Origin of the sequence: Nocardia sp. CC201C, from assembly GCF_030010695.1 — a bacterium.
Taxonomy (GTDB): Bacteria; Actinomycetota; Actinomycetes; order Mycobacteriales; family Mycobacteriaceae; genus Nocardia; species Nocardia otitidiscaviarum.
The window spans coordinates 1-19,934 of record NZ_JASCXP010000002.1; the positions used below are offsets into that span (position 1 = coordinate 1).

Below are 19,934 nucleotides of genomic sequence, written 5' to 3' on the forward strand. Positions count from 1 at the left end.
CCAGGTCGTGACGGTCGGCGGCCTCCAACGCCGCCGACACCGACCGCAACAGGCGGCCCTCCCCGCGCTTGCGGGACAGCTCCACCTCGATCGCCCATACCTTGTCCGGATCGGTGAAATCCCGACACCAGGCGTCATGAACATGCGAACCCAGCTGTCCACCAGTGGGTTTCACCATTCGGCGGAGTAGACGTTCGCTGGTCCAGACCTCCGGATCAGTCTCCAGCCCGGTCAAGGCGAGTCGCAGTTCCGACACTGCTGTCAGGTGCGCGGCCGTAGACGGTTTCGGATGCCACTCGCCTGGATCGAAACCCAAGTAGCCCCATGCAGCCTCACGCGTCGGGTACACCCACAGCGGGCCGGTCGGCAGCCCATCGGGAGCGTCGAAATGCTTCGACCGTCGCCACATACCTGGTGCTCCAAAGTCGACGCGTTCGACATGGACGCGGCCCCCGCGCTTCCAGCGGTACGCCATCGCGTACATCTGGCTCGAACGAACCCCCGCCGCCTTGCCGATCAGAGCGATCGGCACTCCGTACTGTTGGCTGGTCCACTCCAGAAAAGTGGTGTCACGCGGCTGGAACCGAATCTCCGGGGCGCTCACGGTGCCACCACCTCACGCGGGCACTCCCGCGGCCACACCGCCACGTTCTCCGTACCCGGTGCGGGACAGACGACCACCGTCTTGGGCAGGCCCTCCCGGGAACCGAACAGCAGCACACCGAGGAACAGGCCCGCGACGAACACGAACCCGATCAGCACCAGCGCCGCCATCACCGGAGAGGGCACCAAGGTCATCGTTCGATGCCGCGACGTACCCAACAGGTCCTCGGTCATCGCCGATCACCCCGCCGCCGCGTCAACCGCCGCACCTGTGTCACGCCGACCCATACGACACCGACCAGCACCACGACCACCACCGCGGCCAGGCCCGGAACTACCGCACCTGCTACGACCAGCGCGAATCCGATTAACAGCGCCCGCATCATGCCGCACCGTCCGACATGCTCGGCGGAACTGGTTTCGCGACACTGAGCAGTTCACTCCGTTCGACGCGTAAGAGTCGCGGCCCCATCCTGTATGCATTGAGGTGACCGCCGTCAATCCATCGGCGGAGCGTCTTGATGTTGACCTGGGCGAGCGCTGCGGCGTCGCGCAGGCTCATCAGCTGTCCGGTCGGGACGCGGGTGTCCGCGCCGCGTCTCTGTGTCATCTATGTGCCTCCTTCGTCTGCTATGGCGGGAAATGCCTTGCCACATCAGGAAACTCGCAGTTCAAGGCCTGGCACACGACACATCGGCGGGCACATCTGACTTCGAGGGCACACGTAAACTGAGGCTGTGCCGGGCGGACAGGAGTAGAGGATTGATGAGCAGAGAGACCCGATCTGGAGCGTTTCCTCCGTCACTGCCGGACTCGTTGTCCAGCCATCGGTCCATTTGCGAAAATGATTGGGAGGCATTTCGCAATGTCGACCAGATGGTCAATCATTGGGGACGAAATGAGTGGCCAAAAGGGCGCAGATCCTTCTTTTGGTACTTAACATTCCAAGACTCGGAACTGATCAAGAATGTCGAACGTTGCCATGCGCACATCGATTCCGATGGCATCGACTTCGTTCCACTCGATGGCCTGCATATTACCGTTTTGAGAATCGGCAACCATGAACAAGTGCCCGACGAAGACGTTCAGGCAATAGCCGACATCGCAAAGGAGAAGCTCAGAGTATTCGAAAAATTCAGCCTTGACATCGGACCACTTGCAGGGTCACGGGGAGCATTGCGCTTCAGCGTATCACCGTGGACTAAACTGTTTCAGCTTCACGAAATAGTTCGCGAATCCACATGCAAGGTGCTTACCAATGTTCCAATTGCGGAAACCGATCAATTTAGACCACATTTGGGAATCGGATACAGCAACCGACGTCAGGATGCAAGCCAATTCATTGATCATGCCACGCAGCTACGAAACTTCGACCCGGTCACCGTAGAAGTCGATAATGTAAAAATTGTCCGACTTCGACGCGAAGAACATGCCTACCGATGGGAAGACGTGGCAACTATAGGTTTGTGCGACTAACTCGCCTTCGCAGGTGCAGAGAACTCACGAACACGCTCCGCCCACTCGCGGAGCACGGCGTGATAATCCCTGACCTCGGTGGCGTCGAATGCTTGAGTCGCGGTGCCGAACTCGTGTGCACGCTGCCATACAGAACGGATCGGCCGCTCCTCTGAGTAAGTCAACGCTTCGGCACCCAGATGAACAGCATGCTCGACATCGGGGTTTGTCGACTTCACCAGTGCTGTAGCGATATCCAAGCGGACCAATGATCGACTCCATACGGAGTCGGACTCATCGACCAGGGCCTCCACCTGCCGACCATACTGGAGGGTCCTGCCGTAGTCTCCTGCGGACAGGTACGCAGTCGCAGCGTTCGCGGCAAGCCTGGCGTGCCCGTAGGGCTCGAAGGTTAAAGCGGGCGTCAACCCATCGGGAACTGAAAGCGTCTCCGCAAGAGTGGATGCACGTTCGATCGCGGCGTGAACCCCATTCATATCGCCCATTTTGCCCAGCGCACGCGCCAGCCCATTGGACAGCAACCGAACTGCCTGCGGGCTTTCGGGCGCACATCTGATGCCTTCCTCTGCTAAAGCTACGGCCATACCGTACTTGCCCATATAGTAGGCACAAAAGCTCTCGGTACCTTTGATCCAACAGTGCAGTTGCGAATCCCCGATCAAGTCGGCCACATAGGCCGCTTCCTTCGCGTACATCCTCGCTAGCGGAAACCGCCCTCGATTGACGGCCATGTAGCTCAGCATTCCCGATAATTTGGCAGCCAGTTCGTACAGGTGTTGAAGCTGTCTCGGGTGCTGCCGCTGCTGAAGAAGATGATCAATTCTTCGGCGGAGAGAGATCACCTCCGGTGACAACTTCGCCGGACCCTCGACCTCATAACGATCGACAATATCGTCAACCGCGAAATCTACGATCTCCAGAACCGTGTCATCGACATCGATTTCTCCTAGCCGCTGCAATCGTTCAGAAATGGCAAGCGGCGATTCAAAGGACTCGACAAGCGCCAAGGTAGGCTTTTGCTCAAGTTTTATTCCTGGGTATCCGATATCGGCAGGACTCAAGTTCCGACCAACCAACTCGCTGAGGACCTTCAGCATCACCTCACAGTGACGCGCCCCCGGCTCTGCGGTTCGACCGTCCCGATACTTCGCGATGTTCGTATTGGAGGTCTTCACCGGCTTGCCGCCATCGCGCTGGCTGGCCTCGCGCATCCTGTTCGCGAGCCCATGGTTCTGGACGCCAGCTTCCTGCATGACCGCGATCAGCTTCCGGTTCGGCTGTGCGACTCGCGTCATCGACGGAACACCTCGATCCCCACCACGAATGGTCCTTCATGTCAGTATACAGCCCGAAATGTCCACTCACACAGCATTTTTCGTAGATATGTACAGGTCATCGAGGGACAATGGAAGCAACATCGGCTGTCCGTCATCGGACGTTGAACATCGTCTCGAAGGGGTCTTCCATGGGTTGGGCTGAGAAACTTCCCAGCGGGCGCTATCGCGGCATATACCGAGATGGCCATGGTCGCAAACGAAGTGCGGGAATCTTCACCTCGAAGGAGGTTGCGAAGCGCAAGGCTACGGCCAAAGAGGATGCGGTCCGGGAGAACCCCTCCCGCCCAGCGCCTGCCGTAACATGGTCGGAGTGGCTGCCGAGGTGGACTCTGCAACGGCGGGTTGAAGCCGGTACCCAGAGGATCGACACTCAGCGCATCAACAAGCATCTGGTGCCGAAATGGGGTACCTGGTTGCTGACCGACATCACTCAACCCGATGTGCAGGAGTGGGTTATCCAGCTCCGGGACACGATGGCACCGACCAGTGTTCAGAAGTGCTTCCACCTCCTCAGCGGCTCCATGAAGGCCGCGCGCAAGGCCAAGCTGATTTCCGAGTCCCCGTGCGTGGACATCGAGCTTCCCAAAGCCGGTCCGACGCCCGAGCGGTACCTCGAAGATGAGGAGTTCGCAGCCCTACGGGAACCTCTTGACTCGTTCGATCGACTCGTCGTGGACGTGCTGATCGGTACGGGTATGAGGCTGGGTGAAGCCCAGGGCCTCCACATTGAGCACATCGACCTCAAACGGGAGCTGATCACGATTGAGTGGGCATGGGACAAAGCGGCGAAGAGGATGAAGCCGCCGAAGGACTATGAGCGCCGCGTGATCCCGATCGGTCCAAGCCTGACCAAGATACTTGCCGCGGCGATCAAGAAGAACGGGCTCGGGGAGCCTCCGCCGGTGCCATACGTCGATGACGGTCGGCAGGTACGTAGCGGGCTTCTCCTCGCGCACACCGACGGCCGCCCATTCGACCAAGACAACTTCAGAGATCGATTCTCGGCCGCCGCACGGGTGGCATGGGTAGAGGTCGACTCCGGCAAGCGGCGACTGGGCAAGGTACGCCCGCATGACCTCCGGCACACCTATGCGAGTCGTCTGGTGCGCGCCAAGGTGCCTCTCGATCAAGTCCAGGCACTCCTGGGTCACTCCTCGGTCCGAACGACCCAGCGGTACGCCAGATTGGGGGAAAGCCAGTGGGCGGATGTCCGGCGAACTCTCGGCTAGTTCTGACTGCCCCACGATTGCCCTACGAACCGAGGTGTGGGGCAAGAAGAAACCGGCAGGCACCTGTTGGCACCTGCCGGTTCGAAGTGGGCGCAGAGGGGTTCGAACCCCCGACCGCTGGTGTGTAAAACCAGTGCTCTACCACTGAGCTATACGCCCTCGGGGCGCCGGCGGACCGGCGCGACGGTTTATGAATCTAGCGCGGCGAGCGCTTTCTCCCAAGCTGCCTGGTCACGGGGCTCTCCGGGGCCGTTCATTTCGGAGAATTGGATGATGCCGTCCTTGTCTACGACGAAGGTGCCGCGGTTGGGGTAGCCGGACTTCTCGTTGAAGACGCCGTAGGACTGGGCTACGGCGCCGTGCGGCCAGAAGTCGGAGAGGAGGGGGAAGGTGTAGCCTTGTTCGGCGGCCCAGATCTTGTGGGTGGGCGGGGGGCCTACCGAGATCGCGAGGATTTCGGCGTTGTCGTTCTGGAACTTGGGCAGTTCGTCGCGGACCTTGCAGAGCTCGCCCTGGCAGATGCCGGTGAAGGCGAGGGGGTAGAAGACGATGAGGACGTTCTTCTCGCCTCGGTAGCTCGACAGGGTGACTTCCTGGTTGTTCTGGTCCTTCAGGGTGAAGTCCGGGGCGAGCGTACCGACCTCTAGCGGCATACGGTGAACCTCCATCGGATTCGGGCTTGCGGCGGGCGGGCACAATCGTCCGCCCGATCGAAAACCTTAGCGAAGGCAGGGATCAGCGCTGCTTCGAGGGCGTCTTGGGTTGGGTCAGCTTGGTGCCGGTCCAACTACCCAGGCTGACCGGGGTGGTCGAATTCAGGCCCGCAGACGGTGCGGACTCGGCGATCTCACTGGGATCGACGTGACCGGGCTGGCCGGTCTTGGGGGTGAGTACCCAGACGATGCCGTCGTCGGCCAGGGGGGTGATCACATTGAGCAGTTCGTCGACCAGGTCCCCGTCACCGTCCCGCCACCAGAGCAGCACGACCTCGACCACCTCGTCGGTGTCCTCGTCGAGGAGCTCCGAACCGATGGTCTCCTCGATCGAGTTCCGCAGCGTGTCGTCGGTATCTTCGTCCCAGCCCAGTTCCTGTACCACCATGCCGTGCGAGATGCCAAGCTTGTGAGCGTAATTCTGCGCGTCCGCCGCGGCGACCACGGTGGTGTCCTCCTCGAGTCCCGACAATAGGTAGTTGCAAGCGAACATGGTTAAGAGCCTCAGCGCAAGCCGATCGGCCGAAATCGCCGAGGAAATTGTCGCGAGTGTTATCGGGCCGGGCAGGCGTCGCGGACCGCGTTGAGGGCGTCGTTGACCTTCTTGCTGGCGTCGTTGAGCGCCGCGACCGGGGAGGTGTAGGTCATGACGCGGGCCTGGGCGGCAAGCTCTCGAGCAGCGTTCACGTAATCGGTGAGCTTCTGCGCGAGGTCCGGCGGCAGTGCCTCGCCCGCCTCCTGCACCCGCGTCTCGACGGTCCGCGCCGCATCTTCGATCGTGTTCGCGGCGGTGTCTCGTTTGGCCGCGTAGTCCGGCGCATTTGCGTCATGGGCGTCGACGAACTCGTTGTAGCGCGTCACCGCGGGGCCGGTGGTGTCCCGGAACGGATCGCAGTTGTCGGCGATCGCCTTGGCCTGTGCGGCCGCCCGGCGCGACGAGGTGGCCGCCGCCGAACTCGACGACGCCTCAGCGCGATACGACGTAACCTGGGCCTCGTTGGCCGTCGGTGTGCCCTCGATGCGATCGGCACATCCCGCGACCGCTAGACCAGCGGTTACCGCCAGGCTCGCACAGACCAGACCGAACCCCCGCGGGTTCAGCAGCTTCATCGATCCTCCCGGTTCGACTGCCATGACGGTTCCCTACCGAACCGTACTGGATTTCCGGCTGACATGATGATCCAGGACGCATCGTGCACGAGGATGTGAGATGCGCCCTAGAAACCATCGTGAACGGGTACCCGCCGACCAGCGGTCACCCGGGGTAATGACGCCACGCTTGTCCCACCCCATGTACGAGGAGCAAATGTCTTGACCGACCTGATGCACCCCATTTCTTCGTCGAGTCCTACAAACGGGCCGGCACGCAATCGCCCGGCGGGGGGCCGGGTCCGAGTGATCCGCGAGGGGGTGGCGTCATACCTGCCGGACATCGATCCGGAAGAGACCAGCGAATGGCTCGAGTCCTTCGACGAGATGCTCGAGCGCGAAGGACCTGGCCGGGCGCGCTACCTGATGCTGCGGCTGCTCGAACGCGCCGGTGAACGCCGTGTCGCGATTCCCGCACTGACCTCCACCGACTACGTCAACACCATCCCCACCGAGAACGAGCCCTGGTTCCCCGGCGACGAAGAGGTCGAACGCCGCTACCGGGCCTGGATCCGCTGGAACGCGGCCGTCATGGTGCACCGCGCGCAGCGGCCCGGAATCGGTGTCGGCGGCCATATCTCGACCTACGCCTCCTCCGCCGCGCTCTACGAAGTCGGCTTCAACCACTTCTTCCGCGGCAAGGACCATCCCGGCGGCGGCGACCACGTGTTCATCCAGGGGCACGCCTCCCCCGGCATCTACGCCCGCGCCTACCTCGAGGGACGGCTGACCGAGGATCAGCTCGACGGCTTCCGCCAGGAGTACTCGCACGGCGGTCCGGGCCGCGGCCTGTCGTCGTACCCGCATCCGCGGCTCATGCCGGACTTCTGGGAATTCCCCACGGTGTCCATGGGTCTGGGCCCGATGAACGCCATCTACCAGGCGCGGTTCAACCACTACCTGAACGATCGCGGTATCAAGGACACCTCCGATCAGCACGTGTGGGCGTTCCTGGGCGACGGCGAGATGGACGAGCCGGAATCGCGCGGCCTGATCCAGGTGGCGGCCAACGAGGGCCTGGACAACCTGACCTTCGTGATCAACTGCAACCTGCAGCGCCTGGACGGCCCGGTGCGCGGCAACGGCAAGATCATTCAGGAGCTGGAGTCGTTCTTCCGCGGCGCGGGCTGGAACGTCATCAAGGTCGTGTGGGGCCGCGAGTGGGACTCCCTGCTCCAGGCCGACCGCGACGGCGCGCTGGTGAACCTGATGAACTCCACGCCCGACGGCGACTACCAGACCTACAAGGCCAATGACGGCGCGTACGTGCGCGAGCACTTCTTCGGGCGCGATCCGCGCACCAAGGAGCTGGTGAAGGGGCTGTCCGACAGCGATATCTGGAACCTCAAGCGCGGCGGCCACGACTACCGCAAGATCTACGCGGCCTACGCGGCGGCCATGGCGCACAAGGGACAGCCGACGGTCATCCTGGCCAAGACCATCAAGGGCTACGGTCTGGGCAAGCACTTCGAGGCGCGCAACGCCACGCACCAGATGAAGAAGATGACCCTGGACGATCTGAAGGCGTTCCGCGACGTGCAGCGCATTCCGATCACCGACGCCGAACTCGAGGCCAACCCGTACCTGCCGCCGTACTACCACCCCGGCCAGGACGATCCGGCCATCCAGTACATGATGGACCGCCGCAACTCCCTGGGCGGTTTCGTCCCCGAGCGCCGCACCAAGGCCAAGCCCCTGCAGCTGCCGGGCGATGAGCCGTACCGCTCCATCCGCAAGGGTTCCGGCAAGCAGAACGTGGCCACCACCATGGCCTTCGTGCGCCTGATGAAGGAACTGCTGCGCGACAAGGAAATCGGCAAGCGGATCGTGCCGATCATTCCCGACGAGGCCCGCACCTTCGGTATGGACTCGTGGTTCCCGTCGCTGAAGATCTACAACCGCAACGGCCAGCTGTACACGTCGGTCGACGCGGAACTGATGCTCGCCTACAAGGAGTCGAGCGTCGGGCAGATCCTGCACGAGGGCATCAACGAGGCCGGCTCGACCTCGTCGTTCACCGCGGTGGGCACCTCGTACGCCACCCAGGGCGAGCCGATGATCCCGCTCTACATCTTCTACTCGATGTTCGGATTCCAGCGCACCGGTGACGGCCTGTGGGCGGCGGCGGACCAGATGGCGCGCGGATTCGTCCTCGGGGCGACCGCCGGGCGGACCACGCTGACCGGTGAGGGACTACAGCACAACGACGGTCACTCGCTGCTGCTGGCGTCCACCAATCCGGCCTGCGTGCCGTACGACCCGGCCTTCGCCTACGAGATCGCCCACATCGTGCGCGACGGCCTGCGCCGCATGTACGGCGGCGGTGTCTCCTCGGGCTACCAGGAGGCGCTGCCGGGCACCGATCCGGAGGCGCACTCGCGCCACCACGAGTTCGGCGGCGAGGACATCTTCTACTACATCACCCTGTACAACGAGCCGCAGTCGCAGCCCGCGGAGCCCGACGACCTGGATGTGGAGGGCCTGCTCCAGGGCATCTACCTCTACAAGAAGGGCGGCGCGGGTGATGTTCGCGCGCAGATCCTGGTGGCGGGTGTGACCATGCCCGACGGTCTGCGCGCCCAGGAGATCCTGGCGCAGGAGTGGGGCGTACAGGCCGATGTGTGGTCGGTGACCTCGTGGGGCGAGCTCCGCAAGGAGGCGCTCGCAGGCGAGATCGCCAAACTGCACAACCCGACCGCCGAACCGGCCGTGCCCTATGTGACCAAGGTGCTGTCGCAGGCCGAGGGTCCGTTCGTCGCGGCCTCGGATTGGATGCGGGCCGTGCCGGATCAGATCCGGCAGTGGGTTCCGGGCGACTACATCACCCTCGGCACCGACGGTTTCGGTTTCTCCGACACCCGCCCGGCCGCGCGCCGCGTATTCAACGTGGACGCGCAGTCGATCGTGGTGGCGGCGCTGTCGGGGCTGGCGAAGGCCGGGAAGATCGATGCGGGCAAGGTCGCCGAGGCGGCCGCGCGCTACCGCATCGACGACGTGAACGCCGCGCCGAAGGCGGCACCGGGTACCGAGGGCGGCGACGCATAACGGACGATAGGCATCGTGGAACGTAAACCGCCGAGGCCGCGCCGGATTTCCGAGAGCACCTCCTCCCACGAGGTGTACCTCCCCACCGGCGCGCTCTCCCCGAACCGGCAGACCCGCGACCCGCTCCCGGACACGCTCCTCAAGCGGGTGAAGCAGTTCTCCGGTCGACTCTCGACCGAGGCCGTGGCGTCCATGCAGGATCGGCTGCCGTTCTTCGCCAATCTGGACGCCGCCCAGCGGGCCGGGGTGCAGATGCTGGTGCAGACGGCGGTGGTGAACTTCCTCGAATGGCTACAGGACCCGGAAAGCGATATCCGGTTCAGCCTGGACGCTTTCCAGGTCATCCCGGACGACCTGGCGCGGCGGCTGACGCTGCGCCAGACCGTCGACATGGTCCGGGTGGCCATGGAGTTCTTCGAACAGTGGCTGCCCGCGCTGGCGCGCAACGACCGGCAGCTGGTGGCGCTCACCGAGGCGGTGCTGCGATACGGGCGTGAGCTCGGTTTCGCGGCCGCCTCGGTGTACGCCAGCGCCGCCGAATCGCGGGGCGCGTGGGACACCCGGCTGGAGGCCCTGGTGGTCGACGCCGTGGTGCGCGGCGATACCGGGCCCGAAATGCTCTCGCGCGCGGCCACATTGAACTGGGACGCCACCGCGCCCGCCACGGTGCTGGTGGGCACGCCGCCGAAGGATCAGATGACCGTGGTGGGTTCGGTGCACGGCATCGCCGCCCGGCACGGTCGCGCGGCGCTGGCCGTGGTGCAGGGTTCGCGGCTGGTGATGGTGGTGAGCGGACATCTGGGCGACACCATGTATCCCTCGCCGTTCCTGGCGGATCTGCTCACCGAGGTGTTCTCCGAGGGCCCGGTGGTGATCGGACCGACCACGCGCACCCTGTCCGCGGCGCATGTGAGCGCGGTGGAGGCGATGGCCGGGATGGAGGCCGTGGTGGGCTGGCGGGGTGCGCCACGCCCGGTGCACGCGTCCGAACTCCTGCCGGAACGGGCACTGCTCGGCGATCGCGCCGCCGTGGACGCCCTGAACGAGAGTCTTGTGCTACCGTTGGCCGCCGCCGGGGCAGCGCTGTCCGACACCTTGGACGCCTACCTGGACTGCGGTGGAGCCGTCGAGACCTGCGCCCGCCAGCTGTACGTTCATCCAAATACCGTCCGCTATCGGTTGAAGCGAATCGCCGATATCACGGGACGGGATCCGATGAATCCGCGGGACGCCTATGTGCTCCGAATCGCCGCCACCATAGGTCGGCTGACACGAACCCGTAACGAATCGCCTACTTCAGCCTCAGAAGTGACTCCCGTCACAGATCCGAAAGATGGGATGTAACGCGATCCCGGAATCGGACGATCCGGACAACTCACTTGCGCTTTTGTGGGGTCCATACAAAAGCTCCCCGCAAGCTTCATTCGCGCCGACATCTCTGGAGACCCGCCTCACAGTGTTCTCTTAGAGGCGTGATCGCGTTGTTCGCCCCAGGACAGGGCTCTCAGACACCCGGCATGCTCACCCCGTGGCTCGAACTGCCCGGTGCGGCCGACCGCATCGAGCTGTGGTCGAAAGCCTCGGGACTGGACCTGCTGCGGTTGGGCACCACTGCGACCGCTGAGGAGATCACCGATACGGCGGTGACTCAGCCGTTGGTCGTCGCGGCTGCCCTGTTGGCTTTCGCGGAAATCCCGCAGGACTCGCTTCCCGCGGATACGATCGTCGCCGGCCATTCGGTAGGCGAACTCGCCGCCGCTGCCGTCGCCGGAGTCATCTCCGCCGATGACGCGGTGGCCCTGGCCGCCATCCGCGGAGCGGAGATGGCCAAAGCTTGCGCACTCGAACCGACCGGCATGTCGGCGGTGCTCGGCGGTGACGAAGCCGCCGTGCTCGCCCGGCTCGACGAGCTGGACCTCGTTCCGGCCAACCGCAACGCGGTGGGCCAGATCGTGGCGGCGGGCCGGTTGGACGCCCTCGCGGAACTCGCGGCGAATCCCCCGGAGAAGGCCCGGATTCGCGCGCTGCCCGTGGCGGGCGCCTTCCACACCGCGTTCATGGCTCCGGCCCAGGACGCCGTGACGAAGGCCATTTCCACGATCACCCCGGGTGAACCGACCCGGGTGCTGCTGTCGAACTTCGACGGCACACCGGTCGCCTCCGGTCAGGACGCGATCGACAAGCTCGCCGCCCAGGTCACCCGACCCGTGCGGTGGGACCTGTGTAACGAAACCGTGCGCGCGAGCGGTGTATCCGCGGTAGCGGAGCTGCCGCCCGCGGGCACCCTGGTGGGTATCGCCAAGCGGGAGCTGAAGGGTACGCCGAATCTGGCGCTCAAGACCCCGGCCGACCTCCCCGCGCTGGCCGAACTCACGACCAAGGACTAGCTTGGCCTGCGGCCTCCGGCCCGATCGTCAACGGCGACATCGGTGTACAGCCGCAAAACCAGAAGAACACCACCAATCCCACAACAAGAATCACGAAGGGAGCCACGAAGTGGCCGCTCTGACCCAGGAACAGATCGTCGAAGAGCTCGGCAAGATCATCGAAGAGGTGACCGGTATCGAGCCCTCCGAGGTGACGATCGAGAAGTCCTTCGTCGATGACCTGGACATCGACTCCCTGTCGATGGTCGAGATCGCGGTGCAGACCGAGGACAAGTACGGCGTCAAGATCCCCGACGAGGATCTGGCCAGCCTGAAGACCGTCGGCGACGCCGTGGCTTACATCCAGAAGCTCGAGGCCGAGAACAGCGAAGCGGCCGCGGAGCTCAAGGCGAAGTTCGGTAGCGAGTAAAGGCCGACATCGTGACCACTCCTTCCACCCGGAACGGGAATTTCCCCAACGTCGTCGTCACCAGCATGGCGGCGACCACATCGATCGCAGGCGACGTTGATGCGACCTGGAAGGGCCTGCTCAACGGCGAAAGCGGCATCGATGTCCTCGAGGACGATTTCGTCGCCGAGTACGACCTTCCGGTCCGCATCGGCGGCCACCTGAAGGTTTCGCCGGACACCCTGCTCAGCCGGGTCGAGATTCGCCGGATGGCGTATGTCGAGCGGCTGGCGACCGTACTCGGTCGCGAGGTGTGGAAGAACGCCGGTTCCCCCGAGGTCGACCCGCTGCGGCTGGGTGTGGCCATCGGTACCGGTCTCGGCGGCGGTGACGCGCTGATCGATTCGGTGGACAAGCTGAAGAACGGTGGCTATCGCAAGATCTCGCCGCTGGCCGTTCAGATGGTCATGCCGAACGGCCCGTCCGCCGTCGTCGGTCTCGAACTCCAGGCCAGGGCAGGAGTGGTCACTCCGGTCTCGGCGTGTTCGTCGGGTTCGGAGGCCATCGCGAACGCGTGGCGCATGATCGTCATGGGTGACGCCGACATGGTCGTCACCGGCGGTGTCGAGGGCTTCATCGACTCGGTGCCGATCGCCGCCTTCTCGATGATGCGGGCCATGTCGACCCGCAACGACGACCCGAAGGGTGCCTCGCGGCCGTTCGACTCCGAACGCGACGGTTTCGTCTTCGGTGAGGCCGGTGCGCTCATGGTCATCGAGACCGAGGAGCACGCCAAGGCTCGTGGAGCCACCATCCACGCCCGACTGCTGGGCGCGGGTATCACCTCCGACGGCTTCCACCTGGTCGCCCCGGATCCGGAAGGTTCCGGTGCGGCGCGTGCGATGCAGCGTGCCATGCAGACCGCCGGTCTGTCCGCACAGGACATCACCCACGTCAACGCCCACGCGACCGCCACCCCCATCGGTGACACCGCGGAGGCCAAGGCGATTCACAAGGCGGGCGTCCAGCACGCCTCGGTGTACGCACCCAAGTCCGCCCTGGGCCACTCGATCGGCGCCGTGGGCGCGCTCGAGTCGGTGCTCACGGTTCTCAGCATCCGGGACGGCATCGTCCCCCCGACGCTGAACCTGGAGAACCAGGATCCGGAGATCGACCTGGATGTCGTGAAGGGCGAAGCCCGCCGTCAGGACATCGAGTACGCGATCAACAACTCGTTCGGTTTCGGTGGGCACAATGTCGCGCTCGCCTTCGGCCGGTACTGACGACACCGGTCGTTAGCCAAGCGGTCCCGGCGGGGGCTCGGTAAGGGCTCCCGCCGCCGAAACCACCGCCGGGACTTCGACATTCGCAGCCGCTCTCAGCGACCGCGCTTCCTTTCACAGGAGTTCGCGATGACCATCATGGCTCCCGCGCATGCGGATACCACCACGACCGATCCCCGCGACCCGCTGGGCCGGTTGCAGCGCTTCTTCGATCCGGGAACCGTGCTACCCCTGCACCCCCGCGACAAGTCCGGCGTACTCGCCGCCATCGGCGAGGTCGACGGCGTGCGCACCGTGGCCTACTGCTCGGACGCCACCGTCATGGGCGGCGCGATGGGCGTCGAGGGCTGCAAGCACATCGTCGACGCGATCGACACCGCCATCGACTCCAAGATTCCCGTTGTCGGCCTGTGGCATTCGGGTGGCGCCCGCCTCGCGGAAGGGGTGGAGGCGCTGCACGCGGTCGGCCTGGTCTTCGAGGCCATGGTCCGCGCGTCCGGCCAGGTCCCCCAGATTTCCGTGGTGCTCGGCTTCGCCGCCGGTGGCGCCGCCTACGGTCCCGCGCTGACCGATATCGTGATCATGGCTCCCGAGGGCCGCGTCTTCGTCACCGGCCCGGATGTAGTCCGCAGTGTGACCGGTGAGAACGTGGACATGGCGACCCTGGGCGGGCCGATCACCCACGGCAAGAAGTCCGGCGTCTGCCATATCGTCGCCGACGACGAGTCCGATGCCATGCACCGCGCGAGGCGTCTCGTCTCGATGTTCGCCGAACAGGGCGAATTCGATATGACCGCGGCCGCGCACGGCGACGTCGACCTCAAGGCCATGCTGCCGCAGTCGGCCAAGCGCGCCTACGACGTCAAGCCGATCATCCACGAACTGCTCGACAATGTGGACGGTGAGAGTTCCTTCGAGGAGTTGCAGGGCGGCTACGCCCGCTCCATCGTCACCGGTCTCGGTCGCCTCGGCGGCCGCACCGTGGGTGTGCTGGCCAACAACCCGATTCGCCTGGGCGGCTGCCTCAACTCCGAAAGTGCCGAGAAGGCAGCACGTTTCGTGCGACTGTGCAATGCCTTCGGCATTCCCATGGTGGTCGTCACCGACGTGCCCGGCTACCTGCCCGGTGTGAGCATGGAGTGGGAGGGCGTGGTGCGCCGCGGCGCGAAGCTGCTGCACGCCTTCGCCGAGGCCCGCGTCCCGCGCGTCACGCTGGTGACCCGCAAGATCTACGGCGGCGCGTACATCGCCATGAACGCCCGCTCGCTCGGTGCCACCGCGGTCTACGCCTGGCCCGATTCCGAGGTCGCGGTCATGGGCGCCAAGGCCGCCGTCGGCATCCTGCACAAGAAGGCGCTCGCCGCGGCTCCCGAGGAGGAGCGCGAGGCCCTGCTCGAGCGCCTGACCGCCGAACACGAGGCCATCGCCGGCGGTGTCGGCCGCGCCCTGTCCATCGGCGTGGTGGACGAGGTCATCGACCCGGCCAAGACCCGCTCGACCATCGCCGCGGCCCTGGCCGCCGCGCCGTCGCGGCCGCAGCACAACAAGAACATCCCGCTCTGAGCGGAACGGCGAACCGAAAGCGGGGCGGTCTCATGCGAGGCCGCCCCGTTCCGCATTCTCGATCCGCTCACGTGCCGGACGCCCGTCAGTCGACGTCGAGGTCGATGACGGCGTCGTGGCGATAGCGCAGGTGCAGGATGGCGGCCTTGAGCGGTCTGCTGCCGGTCACCCGATTGGTGTAGCCGCAGGAGCGGCAGGTGATGGCGGGGACGTACGCGGTGGGGGTGCCCACCGCGTGGTATCCCGTCTGGACGATGTGGTGGCCGCCGTCGCGATCGGAGGCACTGACGGTGTGCCGCCGACGATAGATCTCCATGTCCCACGGTACGGGCTGGTGCGCCAAGATCGCCGATCACGATCGGGACACCGGAGTGGTCACTCCCGGTCGAGGACGGCGTGCAGGAATTCCCGGGTGCGCGGGTGGTCGGGTTCGCTGAAGATCTTCTCCGGTGCGCCGTCCTCGATGATGCGGCCGGAGTCGAGCACCATGACGCGGTCGGAACTGGTGCGGGCGAAACGCATTTCGTGGGTGACACAGAGGAAGGTGATATCTGTGTCGGCGGCGATGTCGGCGAGCAGGCCGAGGACGCCGGTGACGAGTTCGGGGTCCAGGGCGGAGGTGACCTCGTCCAGCAGCAGCACCTTGGGGTCCATGGCCAGGGCGCGGGCGATGGCGACGCGCTGCTGCTGACCGCCGGAGAGCTGGGTGGGGTGTGCCGTCACCTTGTCGGCCAGCCCGACCATGCCCAGCAACTCCACGGCGCGCGCCTCGGCCTCCTCCTTCGAACGCCCCAGGCCGCGGATCTGGCCCTCGGTGATATTGCGCAGCACGTTCATGTTCGGGAACAGGTTGAACTGCTGGAACACCATGCCGATATGGCGGCGCGCGTGCCGCAGATGCTTCTCGTCGGCGGGCACCAGCTTCCCGCGCCGCTCCATATGGCTGAGCGGCTCCCCGGCGACCTCGATGACGCCGGAGGTGACCCGCTCCAGGGTCATGAGCAGGCGCAGCACCGTCGTCTTGCCGGAGCCCGACGGTCCGATGAGGGTGACGAACTCCCCTGGTGCGACCGCGAAATCGAGCGCCTCCAGGCACCTCACCTCGCCGTAGCGCTTCACCACGTCGTTGAAGCGGATCATGGGCTCGGAGCCGCCGCCCACGACGGCGACGGCGGATTCAGATGCTACGGATTCAGATGCTTCCGACACGGCGTTCCAGCTTTCGTACCAGGAGGGAGCAGGGATAGCTCAGCATGAGGAAGGTGAGGCCGACCGCGAACCACGCCTCCGGCCCGGCACCGCCGGTATTGGCGGCGTAGACGGTCTTCACCTGGTAGACCATGTCGAGCACGACGATCGAGGACAGCAGCGGCACCTCTTTGAACATGGCGATGGTGTAGTTGCCGAGCGCGGGCAGCACCCGCGGAATCGCCTGCGGCAGTACCACATCGATCCAGGTGCGGGTGCGCGGCAGATTCAGCGCCGTGGCCGCCTCCCATTGGGCGCGCGGCACCGCGTCGATACCGGCGCGGTACACCTCGGAGGTGTAGCAGGCGTAGTGCACGCCCAGCGCGGTCACACCGACCAGCAGGCGCTGGGTCTCGATCGGCAGCTCGCCCAGCAGCGGCGGGCGAACTACCCAGTACAGCACGAAGATCTGCACCAGCAGCGGTGTGCTGCGCACGAATTCGATGAACAGCCAGAGGGCCTGGGTGATCACGGGAATACCGAGGCGGCCGACGACCGCGAAGATCAGCCCCAGCGCATACGCGACCAGCGAGCCCAGCAGGGTGAACTGGATGGTGACCTTCAGGCCGTCGAGGATGTAGGGGAAGGCGTCGAAAAACCGGTCCCACTGCCACTTTTCCATCAGACCGCCACCGTCCGCACGCCACGCCAGGTCGCCTGGCGGCCGACTCGCCGGGCCGCCAGCATCTCCACCACGCGCATGATCGCCGTGACCGCCACCGCGATCAGCAGATAGAACACCAACTCGATGGCGTAGATCAGCCCGAGTTCCTGCGAGAACTCCGGTACCGCGCGCAATTCATCGGTCTTCTTGAAGATCTCGGGTGCGGCGATGAAGCTCAGCAGGGCCGTCCCCTTCACCAGTTGGATGAACAGCGTATTGAACGAGGGCACCATCTCGACCACGGCCTGCGGCAGCACCACCCGCCACATGCGTTGCCACGGAGACAGATTCAGCGCCACCGAGGCGTCAATCTGCCCGCGCGGCACGGATTGGATGGCGCCGCGCACGATTTCGGCACCGTAGGCGCCGTGGTTGAGGCCGAGCACCATGATGCCGATGAGCAGCAGCCCTTCGGCCGTCGCACCGAGCGCCACCCCGAGGAAGATGGGCAGCGCCACCGCGAAGAAGAACAGCTGCACGACCTCGGAACTGCCGCGGAAGCCCTCGACGTAGACGCGGGTCACGAAGCGCACCGAGCGCCGCGGCGAGAGCAGGGCGATGCCCGCCGTGAAGGACAGCACGATGGTGAGCGCGATACCGCCGGCCGTCGCCCACAGCGTGAACGGCAGACCGGCGAGCATCCGCTCCAGATAGATCGGAATATTGTCGGACACGGAATTATCAGGCCGTGCAGTACGACTCGGTGGTCATGGCGGGATCGGGCTCGTTGGCGGCGGTCAGGCCGTAGGGCTCCACCAACTGCAGCCACTCCCCGCTCTCGTGCAGGGCACGCAGTTCACGGTTGAAGTCCTCGCGGAATTCGTCGTCGTCCAGTCGGAAGTTGAAGGTGCCGACGTCCGGACGGTCACTGAAGTTGAAGGAGGGGGTGACCTCCAGTCCCGCACCGGGGTTGTTCTTCACCAGCCAGGAGGCGGTGACGTCGAGGATGGCGGCGCCGTAGACGTCACCGTTGTCGACGGCGCGCAGGATGTCGTCCTGCTTCGCCATGGGCTCGATCAGGTCGCCGGGCACACCGGCCTGTTCGGCGTAGCCGTTCTCCACCGCTCCGCCGAGGGTGGCGACGCGGACGTTCTCCCGGGTGATGTCCTCGAACCGGGTGATGTTGCGGGGGTTGCCCTCCGGCACCATGAAGGCCGAGCCGACCTGGTAGTCCGGGATGGCGAAGTCGGAGTTCTCGCAGCGTTCCGGGTTGATGAACATGCCGGCGGCGACGAAGGCGTAGTTCTGGGCGCGCAGTCCGTCGATGAGACCGCCGAAGTCGGTGACCACGCCCTCGACCTCGTCGATGCCGAGCTTCTTCAGCACGGCGCGGGCGACGGTCGGCGCGTAGCCGGTCAGCTCACCGTTCTCGTCGAGGTAGGCCCAGGGGGCCTCGTTGGCGAATCCGACCTTGATGCGGCCGGAGGACTTGGCATCGACGTAGGTGGTGGCGGCCGCGTCGTCGCCGCCGACACCGCAGCCTGTGACGGCGAGCAGCGCCGCGGCGGTGAGAGCCAGGATCGGGCGCAGGCGGCCGCGCGGTCGCCCGCTCGTCGACGACGTCCGCACCGTCCGGCGGGATGGAATGGCCCATTGTATGAATCGTGTCCGCATAGACAGTCGAGCCTTGCGCATCGACTTTGCGAACAGACCGTCGATTGATTTGCGGCTGTGTGACGGACGACACGCGGCCGTCGTCTACGAGTAGAGGTGGATCTGGTCGGCGGACTCGTTCTGACTGCCGCACTCCTGGTACGGATTGGGATCGCCCTGCCGTTCGGCGCAGACCCAGCGGATATTGTCGACGGTGACGGCGATATCCCCCTCGGGCTGGGAATCACGTTGTGCCGCATACTCGTTCACCACGTCGAGGGCCATGGCGCAGAAGTTCGGGCCCTTGGTGGTGTAGACGACGACCGACAGGCCCCAGGGGCCGGTTCCGCACTGTACGGGTTCGCCGGGCAGCGGGGTCGCGGGCCTGGTCGACGTGGCCGAGGTTGTTGTCGAACTCGTGACGGACGACTCCGAGGTGGAATCGTCACCGCAGCCCGTCACCGCGACCAGGGCGACGGCCAGACCGGCCAGCGCCGATGCTCCGATGGCACCTCGCATACGCACTCCTCTCTCTCGAACTGCTCCCTGTCGAGCGTCCAGCAGCAGGCGCTCAGCCGACGTCGCGGCGCAGCCAGGTGACCTCCGCGCCCTCACCGCCGAGGCGGAAGGGCTCGAGCGCGTCGTCCCAGGCGCTGCCGAGCGCACGGTCGATATCGGCGGCGATGTCGGCGGCGGTGTGGCGACCCGCGCCGCGGGCCTGTTCGACAATGGCGCGCAGGCGCATCTCGCCGACCACCACATCGCCGCTGGCGGATGTCGCCCCGTTCCAGAGACCGAGGCCGGGGACGAAGCAGTAGCGTTCGCCGTCGACGCCCTCACTGGGGTTCTCGGTGACCTCGAAATAGAGTACCGGCCAATCCCGCAATGCTCTGGCTAATCTACCGGCGGTGCCGACCGGTCCGTACCAGTCGATGGTCGCCCGCAATTGCCCGTCGGCCGCGGGCTGCGCCGTCCAGCGCAGTTTGGCGGGAGCTTTGAGGGTGGAGGTGAGCGTCCATTCGATGTGCGGGCACAGCGCGGCCGGCGACGAGTGGATGTAGACGACACCCGACGTCGCGTCGGCGAACTGACTCGATGCGCGCACCACTAACACCTCCGGCTTCGACGGGGACGTCTTCCCCAACGACCCTCCGAGCCGGCGTTGCCCGAGTTTACTGGAGTGCCCGGTGTTACGGGTGTTACTTATTCGACGTGTCGCGAGTCCGCGCGTGTCCGATGTGGCAACCAGGCAGATC

22 protein-coding genes and 1 tRNA gene are annotated in these 19,934 nt (G+C 65.3%); 8 read left to right on the forward strand and 15 right to left on the reverse strand.

Annotated features, from left to right (window positions below):
• Window positions 1-600: 600 nt before the first annotated feature.
• The 3 genes from QK444_RS00370 to QK444_RS00380 are packed head-to-tail and all read right to left on the reverse strand — an operon-like array spanning window position 601 to window position 1,213.
• Window positions 601-837, reverse strand: coding sequence for a hypothetical protein (locus QK444_RS00370; RefSeq protein ID WP_282775907.1), 237 nt, complete (start codon window positions 835-837; stop codon window positions 601-603).
• Window positions 834-986, reverse strand: coding sequence for a hypothetical protein (locus tag QK444_RS00375; protein ID WP_282775908.1), 153 nt, complete (start codon window positions 984-986; stop codon window positions 834-836). The genes QK444_RS00370 and QK444_RS00375 overlap by 4 nt, the downstream gene beginning before the upstream one ends.
• Entirely contained in the window at window positions 986-1,213 is a 228-nt protein-coding gene (locus tag QK444_RS00380; RefSeq protein WP_282775910.1) for a helix-turn-helix domain-containing protein, read from the reverse strand. The genes QK444_RS00375 and QK444_RS00380 overlap by 1 nt, the downstream gene beginning before the upstream one ends.
• 155 nt (window positions 1,214-1,368) lie before the next feature.
• Between QK444_RS00380 and QK444_RS00385 the strand changes: the two genes are divergently transcribed.
• Window positions 1,369-2,079: a 2'-5' RNA ligase family protein gene (locus tag QK444_RS00385; protein ID WP_282775912.1), complete on the forward strand. Its 711-nt coding sequence runs from the start codon at window positions 1,369-1,371 to the stop codon at window positions 2,077-2,079.
• On the opposite strand, the gene QK444_RS00390 is transcribed toward QK444_RS00385, so the two are convergent.
• Entirely contained in the window at window positions 2,076-3,374 is a 1,299-nt protein-coding gene (locus QK444_RS00390) for a hypothetical protein (RefSeq protein WP_282775914.1), read from the reverse strand. The two genes, QK444_RS00385 and QK444_RS00390, sit on opposite strands and share 4 nt — an antisense overlap.
• Before the next feature lie 455 nt (window positions 3,375-3,829).
• Here QK444_RS00390 and QK444_RS00395 point away from each other — a divergent pair, with 455 nt between their 5' ends.
• Window positions 3,830-4,645, forward strand: coding sequence for a tyrosine-type recombinase/integrase (locus QK444_RS00395; RefSeq protein WP_282775916.1), 816 nt, complete (start codon window positions 3,830-3,832; stop codon window positions 4,643-4,645).
• An 87-nt stretch (window positions 4,646-4,732) separates the two neighbouring features.
• On the opposite strand, the gene QK444_RS00400 is transcribed toward QK444_RS00395, so the two are convergent.
• The 4 genes from QK444_RS00400 to QK444_RS00415 form a co-directional block, all read right to left on the reverse strand.
• Window positions 4,733-4,804: transfer RNA gene (locus tag QK444_RS00400), tRNA-Val, on the reverse strand.
• Window positions 4,805-4,833: 29 nt separating this feature from the next.
• Window positions 4,834-5,298 carry a peroxiredoxin gene (locus QK444_RS00405; RefSeq protein WP_029932672.1) on the reverse strand — a complete coding sequence of 155 codons (465 nt, stop codon included), beginning with the start codon at window positions 5,296-5,298 and terminating at the stop codon, window positions 4,834-4,836.
• A gap of 82 nt (window positions 5,299-5,380) precedes the next feature.
• Window positions 5,381-5,803 carry a DUF3052 domain-containing protein gene (locus tag QK444_RS00410; RefSeq protein WP_282775985.1) on the reverse strand — a complete coding sequence of 141 codons (423 nt, stop codon included), beginning with the start codon at window positions 5,801-5,803 and terminating at the stop codon, window positions 5,381-5,383.
• 107 nt (window positions 5,804-5,910) lie between these two features.
• Complete coding sequence (locus QK444_RS00415; protein ID WP_039811663.1) at window positions 5,911-6,468, reverse strand: hypothetical protein; 558 nt, start codon at window positions 6,466-6,468, stop codon at window positions 5,911-5,913.
• A gap of 213 nt (window positions 6,469-6,681) precedes the next feature.
• Between QK444_RS00415 and aceE the strand changes: the two genes are divergently transcribed.
• The 6 genes from aceE (at window position 6,682) to QK444_RS00445 (ending at window position 15,173) form a co-directional block, all read left to right on the forward strand.
• Window positions 6,682-9,552, forward strand: coding sequence for a pyruvate dehydrogenase (acetyl-transferring), homodimeric type (gene aceE, locus QK444_RS00420; RefSeq protein WP_282775987.1), 2,871 nt, complete (start codon window positions 6,682-6,684; stop codon window positions 9,550-9,552).
• Between the two features lie 72 nt (window positions 9,553-9,624).
• Entirely contained in the window at window positions 9,625-10,896 is a 1,272-nt protein-coding gene (locus QK444_RS00425; RefSeq protein WP_282775989.1) for a helix-turn-helix domain-containing protein, read from the forward strand.
• Between the two features lie 128 nt (window positions 10,897-11,024).
• Window positions 11,025-11,939 (forward strand): ACP S-malonyltransferase, encoded by a 915-nt coding sequence (locus QK444_RS00430; RefSeq protein ID WP_282775923.1) that lies wholly within the window; start codon window positions 11,025-11,027, stop codon window positions 11,937-11,939.
• Between the two features lie 109 nt (window positions 11,940-12,048).
• Entirely contained in the window at window positions 12,049-12,348 is a 300-nt protein-coding gene (gene acpM / locus QK444_RS00435; protein WP_029932678.1) for a meromycolate extension acyl carrier protein AcpM, read from the forward strand.
• Window positions 12,349-12,359: 11 nt separating this feature from the next.
• Window positions 12,360-13,610 (forward strand): KasA/KasB family beta-ketoacyl-ACP synthase, encoded by a 1,251-nt coding sequence (locus QK444_RS00440; protein WP_039811658.1) that lies wholly within the window; start codon window positions 12,360-12,362, stop codon window positions 13,608-13,610.
• A gap of 129 nt (window positions 13,611-13,739) precedes the next feature.
• On the forward strand, window positions 13,740-15,173 hold the full coding sequence (locus tag QK444_RS00445; RefSeq protein ID WP_282775927.1) for a carboxyl transferase domain-containing protein: 1,434 nt from the start codon (window positions 13,740-13,742) through the stop codon (window positions 15,171-15,173).
• 85 nt (window positions 15,174-15,258) lie between these two features.
• Here QK444_RS00445 and QK444_RS00450 read toward each other — a convergent pair whose 3' ends face one another.
• The 7 genes from QK444_RS00450 to QK444_RS00480 all read right to left on the reverse strand — a co-directional run bounded on the left by QK444_RS00450 (window position 15,259) and on the right by QK444_RS00480 (window position 19,783).
• Window positions 15,259-15,489, reverse strand: coding sequence for a hypothetical protein (locus QK444_RS00450; protein WP_282775929.1), 231 nt, complete (start codon window positions 15,487-15,489; stop codon window positions 15,259-15,261).
• A 59-nt stretch (window positions 15,490-15,548) separates the two neighbouring features.
• Complete coding sequence (ehuA, locus tag QK444_RS00455; RefSeq protein WP_282775991.1) at window positions 15,549-16,313, reverse strand: ectoine/hydroxyectoine ABC transporter ATP-binding protein EhuA; 765 nt, start codon at window positions 16,311-16,313, stop codon at window positions 15,549-15,551.
• Between the two features lie 52 nt (window positions 16,314-16,365).
• Window positions 16,366-17,043, reverse strand: a complete 678-nt coding sequence (gene ehuD / locus QK444_RS00460; protein ID WP_282775931.1) for an ectoine/hydroxyectoine ABC transporter permease subunit EhuD — start codon at window positions 17,041-17,043, stop codon at window positions 16,366-16,368.
• Window positions 17,043-17,759 (reverse strand): amino acid ABC transporter permease, encoded by a 717-nt coding sequence (locus tag QK444_RS00465; protein ID WP_282775933.1) that lies wholly within the window; start codon window positions 17,757-17,759, stop codon window positions 17,043-17,045. The genes ehuD and QK444_RS00465 overlap by 1 nt, the downstream gene beginning before the upstream one ends.
• Before the next feature lie 7 nt (window positions 17,760-17,766).
• Window positions 17,767-18,654 (reverse strand): ectoine/hydroxyectoine ABC transporter substrate-binding protein EhuB, encoded by an 888-nt coding sequence (gene ehuB, locus QK444_RS00470; protein ID WP_282775935.1) that lies wholly within the window; start codon window positions 18,652-18,654, stop codon window positions 17,767-17,769.
• A gap of 129 nt (window positions 18,655-18,783) precedes the next feature.
• Window positions 18,784-19,197, reverse strand: a complete 414-nt coding sequence (locus QK444_RS00475; protein ID WP_282775937.1) for a hypothetical protein — start codon at window positions 19,195-19,197, stop codon at window positions 18,784-18,786.
• Between the two features lie 52 nt (window positions 19,198-19,249).
• The gene (locus tag QK444_RS00480) at window positions 19,250-19,783 is read right to left on the reverse strand and encodes a DUF3145 domain-containing protein (RefSeq protein ID WP_282775939.1); all 534 of its coding nucleotides are present in this window, start codon (window positions 19,781-19,783) and stop codon (window positions 19,250-19,252) included.
• Window positions 19,784-19,934 lie beyond the last annotated feature (151 nt).

What these genes read in the sequence shown, in the direction of transcription:
- ehuD (WP_282775931.1), bottom strand. Translation starts at nt 17,043, where the DNA reads ATGGAAAAGTGGCAGTGGGACCGGTTTTTCGACGCCTTCCCCTACATC.
- QK444_RS00405 (WP_029932672.1), bottom strand. Translation starts at nt 5,298, where the DNA reads ATGCCGCTAGAGGTCGGTACGCTCGCCCCGGACTTCACCCTGAAGGAC.
- aceE (WP_282775987.1), top strand. Translation starts at nt 6,682, where the DNA reads ATGCACCCCATTTCTTCGTCGAGTCCTACAAACGGGCCGGCACGCAAT.
- QK444_RS00380 (WP_282775910.1), bottom strand. Translation starts at nt 1,213, where the DNA reads ATGACACAGAGACGCGGCGCGGACACCCGCGTCCCGACCGGACAGCTG.
- QK444_RS00390 (WP_282775914.1), bottom strand. Translation starts at nt 3,374, where the DNA reads ATGACGCGAGTCGCACAGCCGAACCGGAAGCTGATCGCGGTCATGCAG.
- QK444_RS00370 (WP_282775907.1), bottom strand. Translation starts at nt 837, where the DNA reads ATGACCGAGGACCTGTTGGGTACGTCGCGGCATCGAACGATGACCTTG.
- QK444_RS00450 (WP_282775929.1), bottom strand. Translation starts at nt 15,489, where the DNA reads ATGGAGATCTATCGTCGGCGGCACACCGTCAGTGCCTCCGATCGCGAC.
- QK444_RS00475 (WP_282775937.1), bottom strand. Translation starts at nt 19,197, where the DNA reads ATGCGAGGTGCCATCGGAGCATCGGCGCTGGCCGGTCTGGCCGTCGCC.
- QK444_RS00445 (WP_282775927.1), top strand. Translation starts at nt 13,740, where the DNA reads ATGACCATCATGGCTCCCGCGCATGCGGATACCACCACGACCGATCCC.
- QK444_RS00375 (WP_282775908.1), bottom strand. Translation starts at nt 986, where the DNA reads ATGCGGGCGCTGTTAATCGGATTCGCGCTGGTCGTAGCAGGTGCGGTA.
- QK444_RS00415 (WP_039811663.1), bottom strand. Translation starts at nt 6,468, where the DNA reads ATGAAGCTGCTGAACCCGCGGGGGTTCGGTCTGGTCTGTGCGAGCCTG.
- QK444_RS00385 (WP_282775912.1), top strand. Translation starts at nt 1,369, where the DNA reads ATGAGCAGAGAGACCCGATCTGGAGCGTTTCCTCCGTCACTGCCGGAC.
- ehuA (WP_282775991.1), bottom strand. Translation starts at nt 16,313, where the DNA reads ATGATCCGCTTCAACGACGTGGTGAAGCGCTACGGCGAGGTGAGGTGC.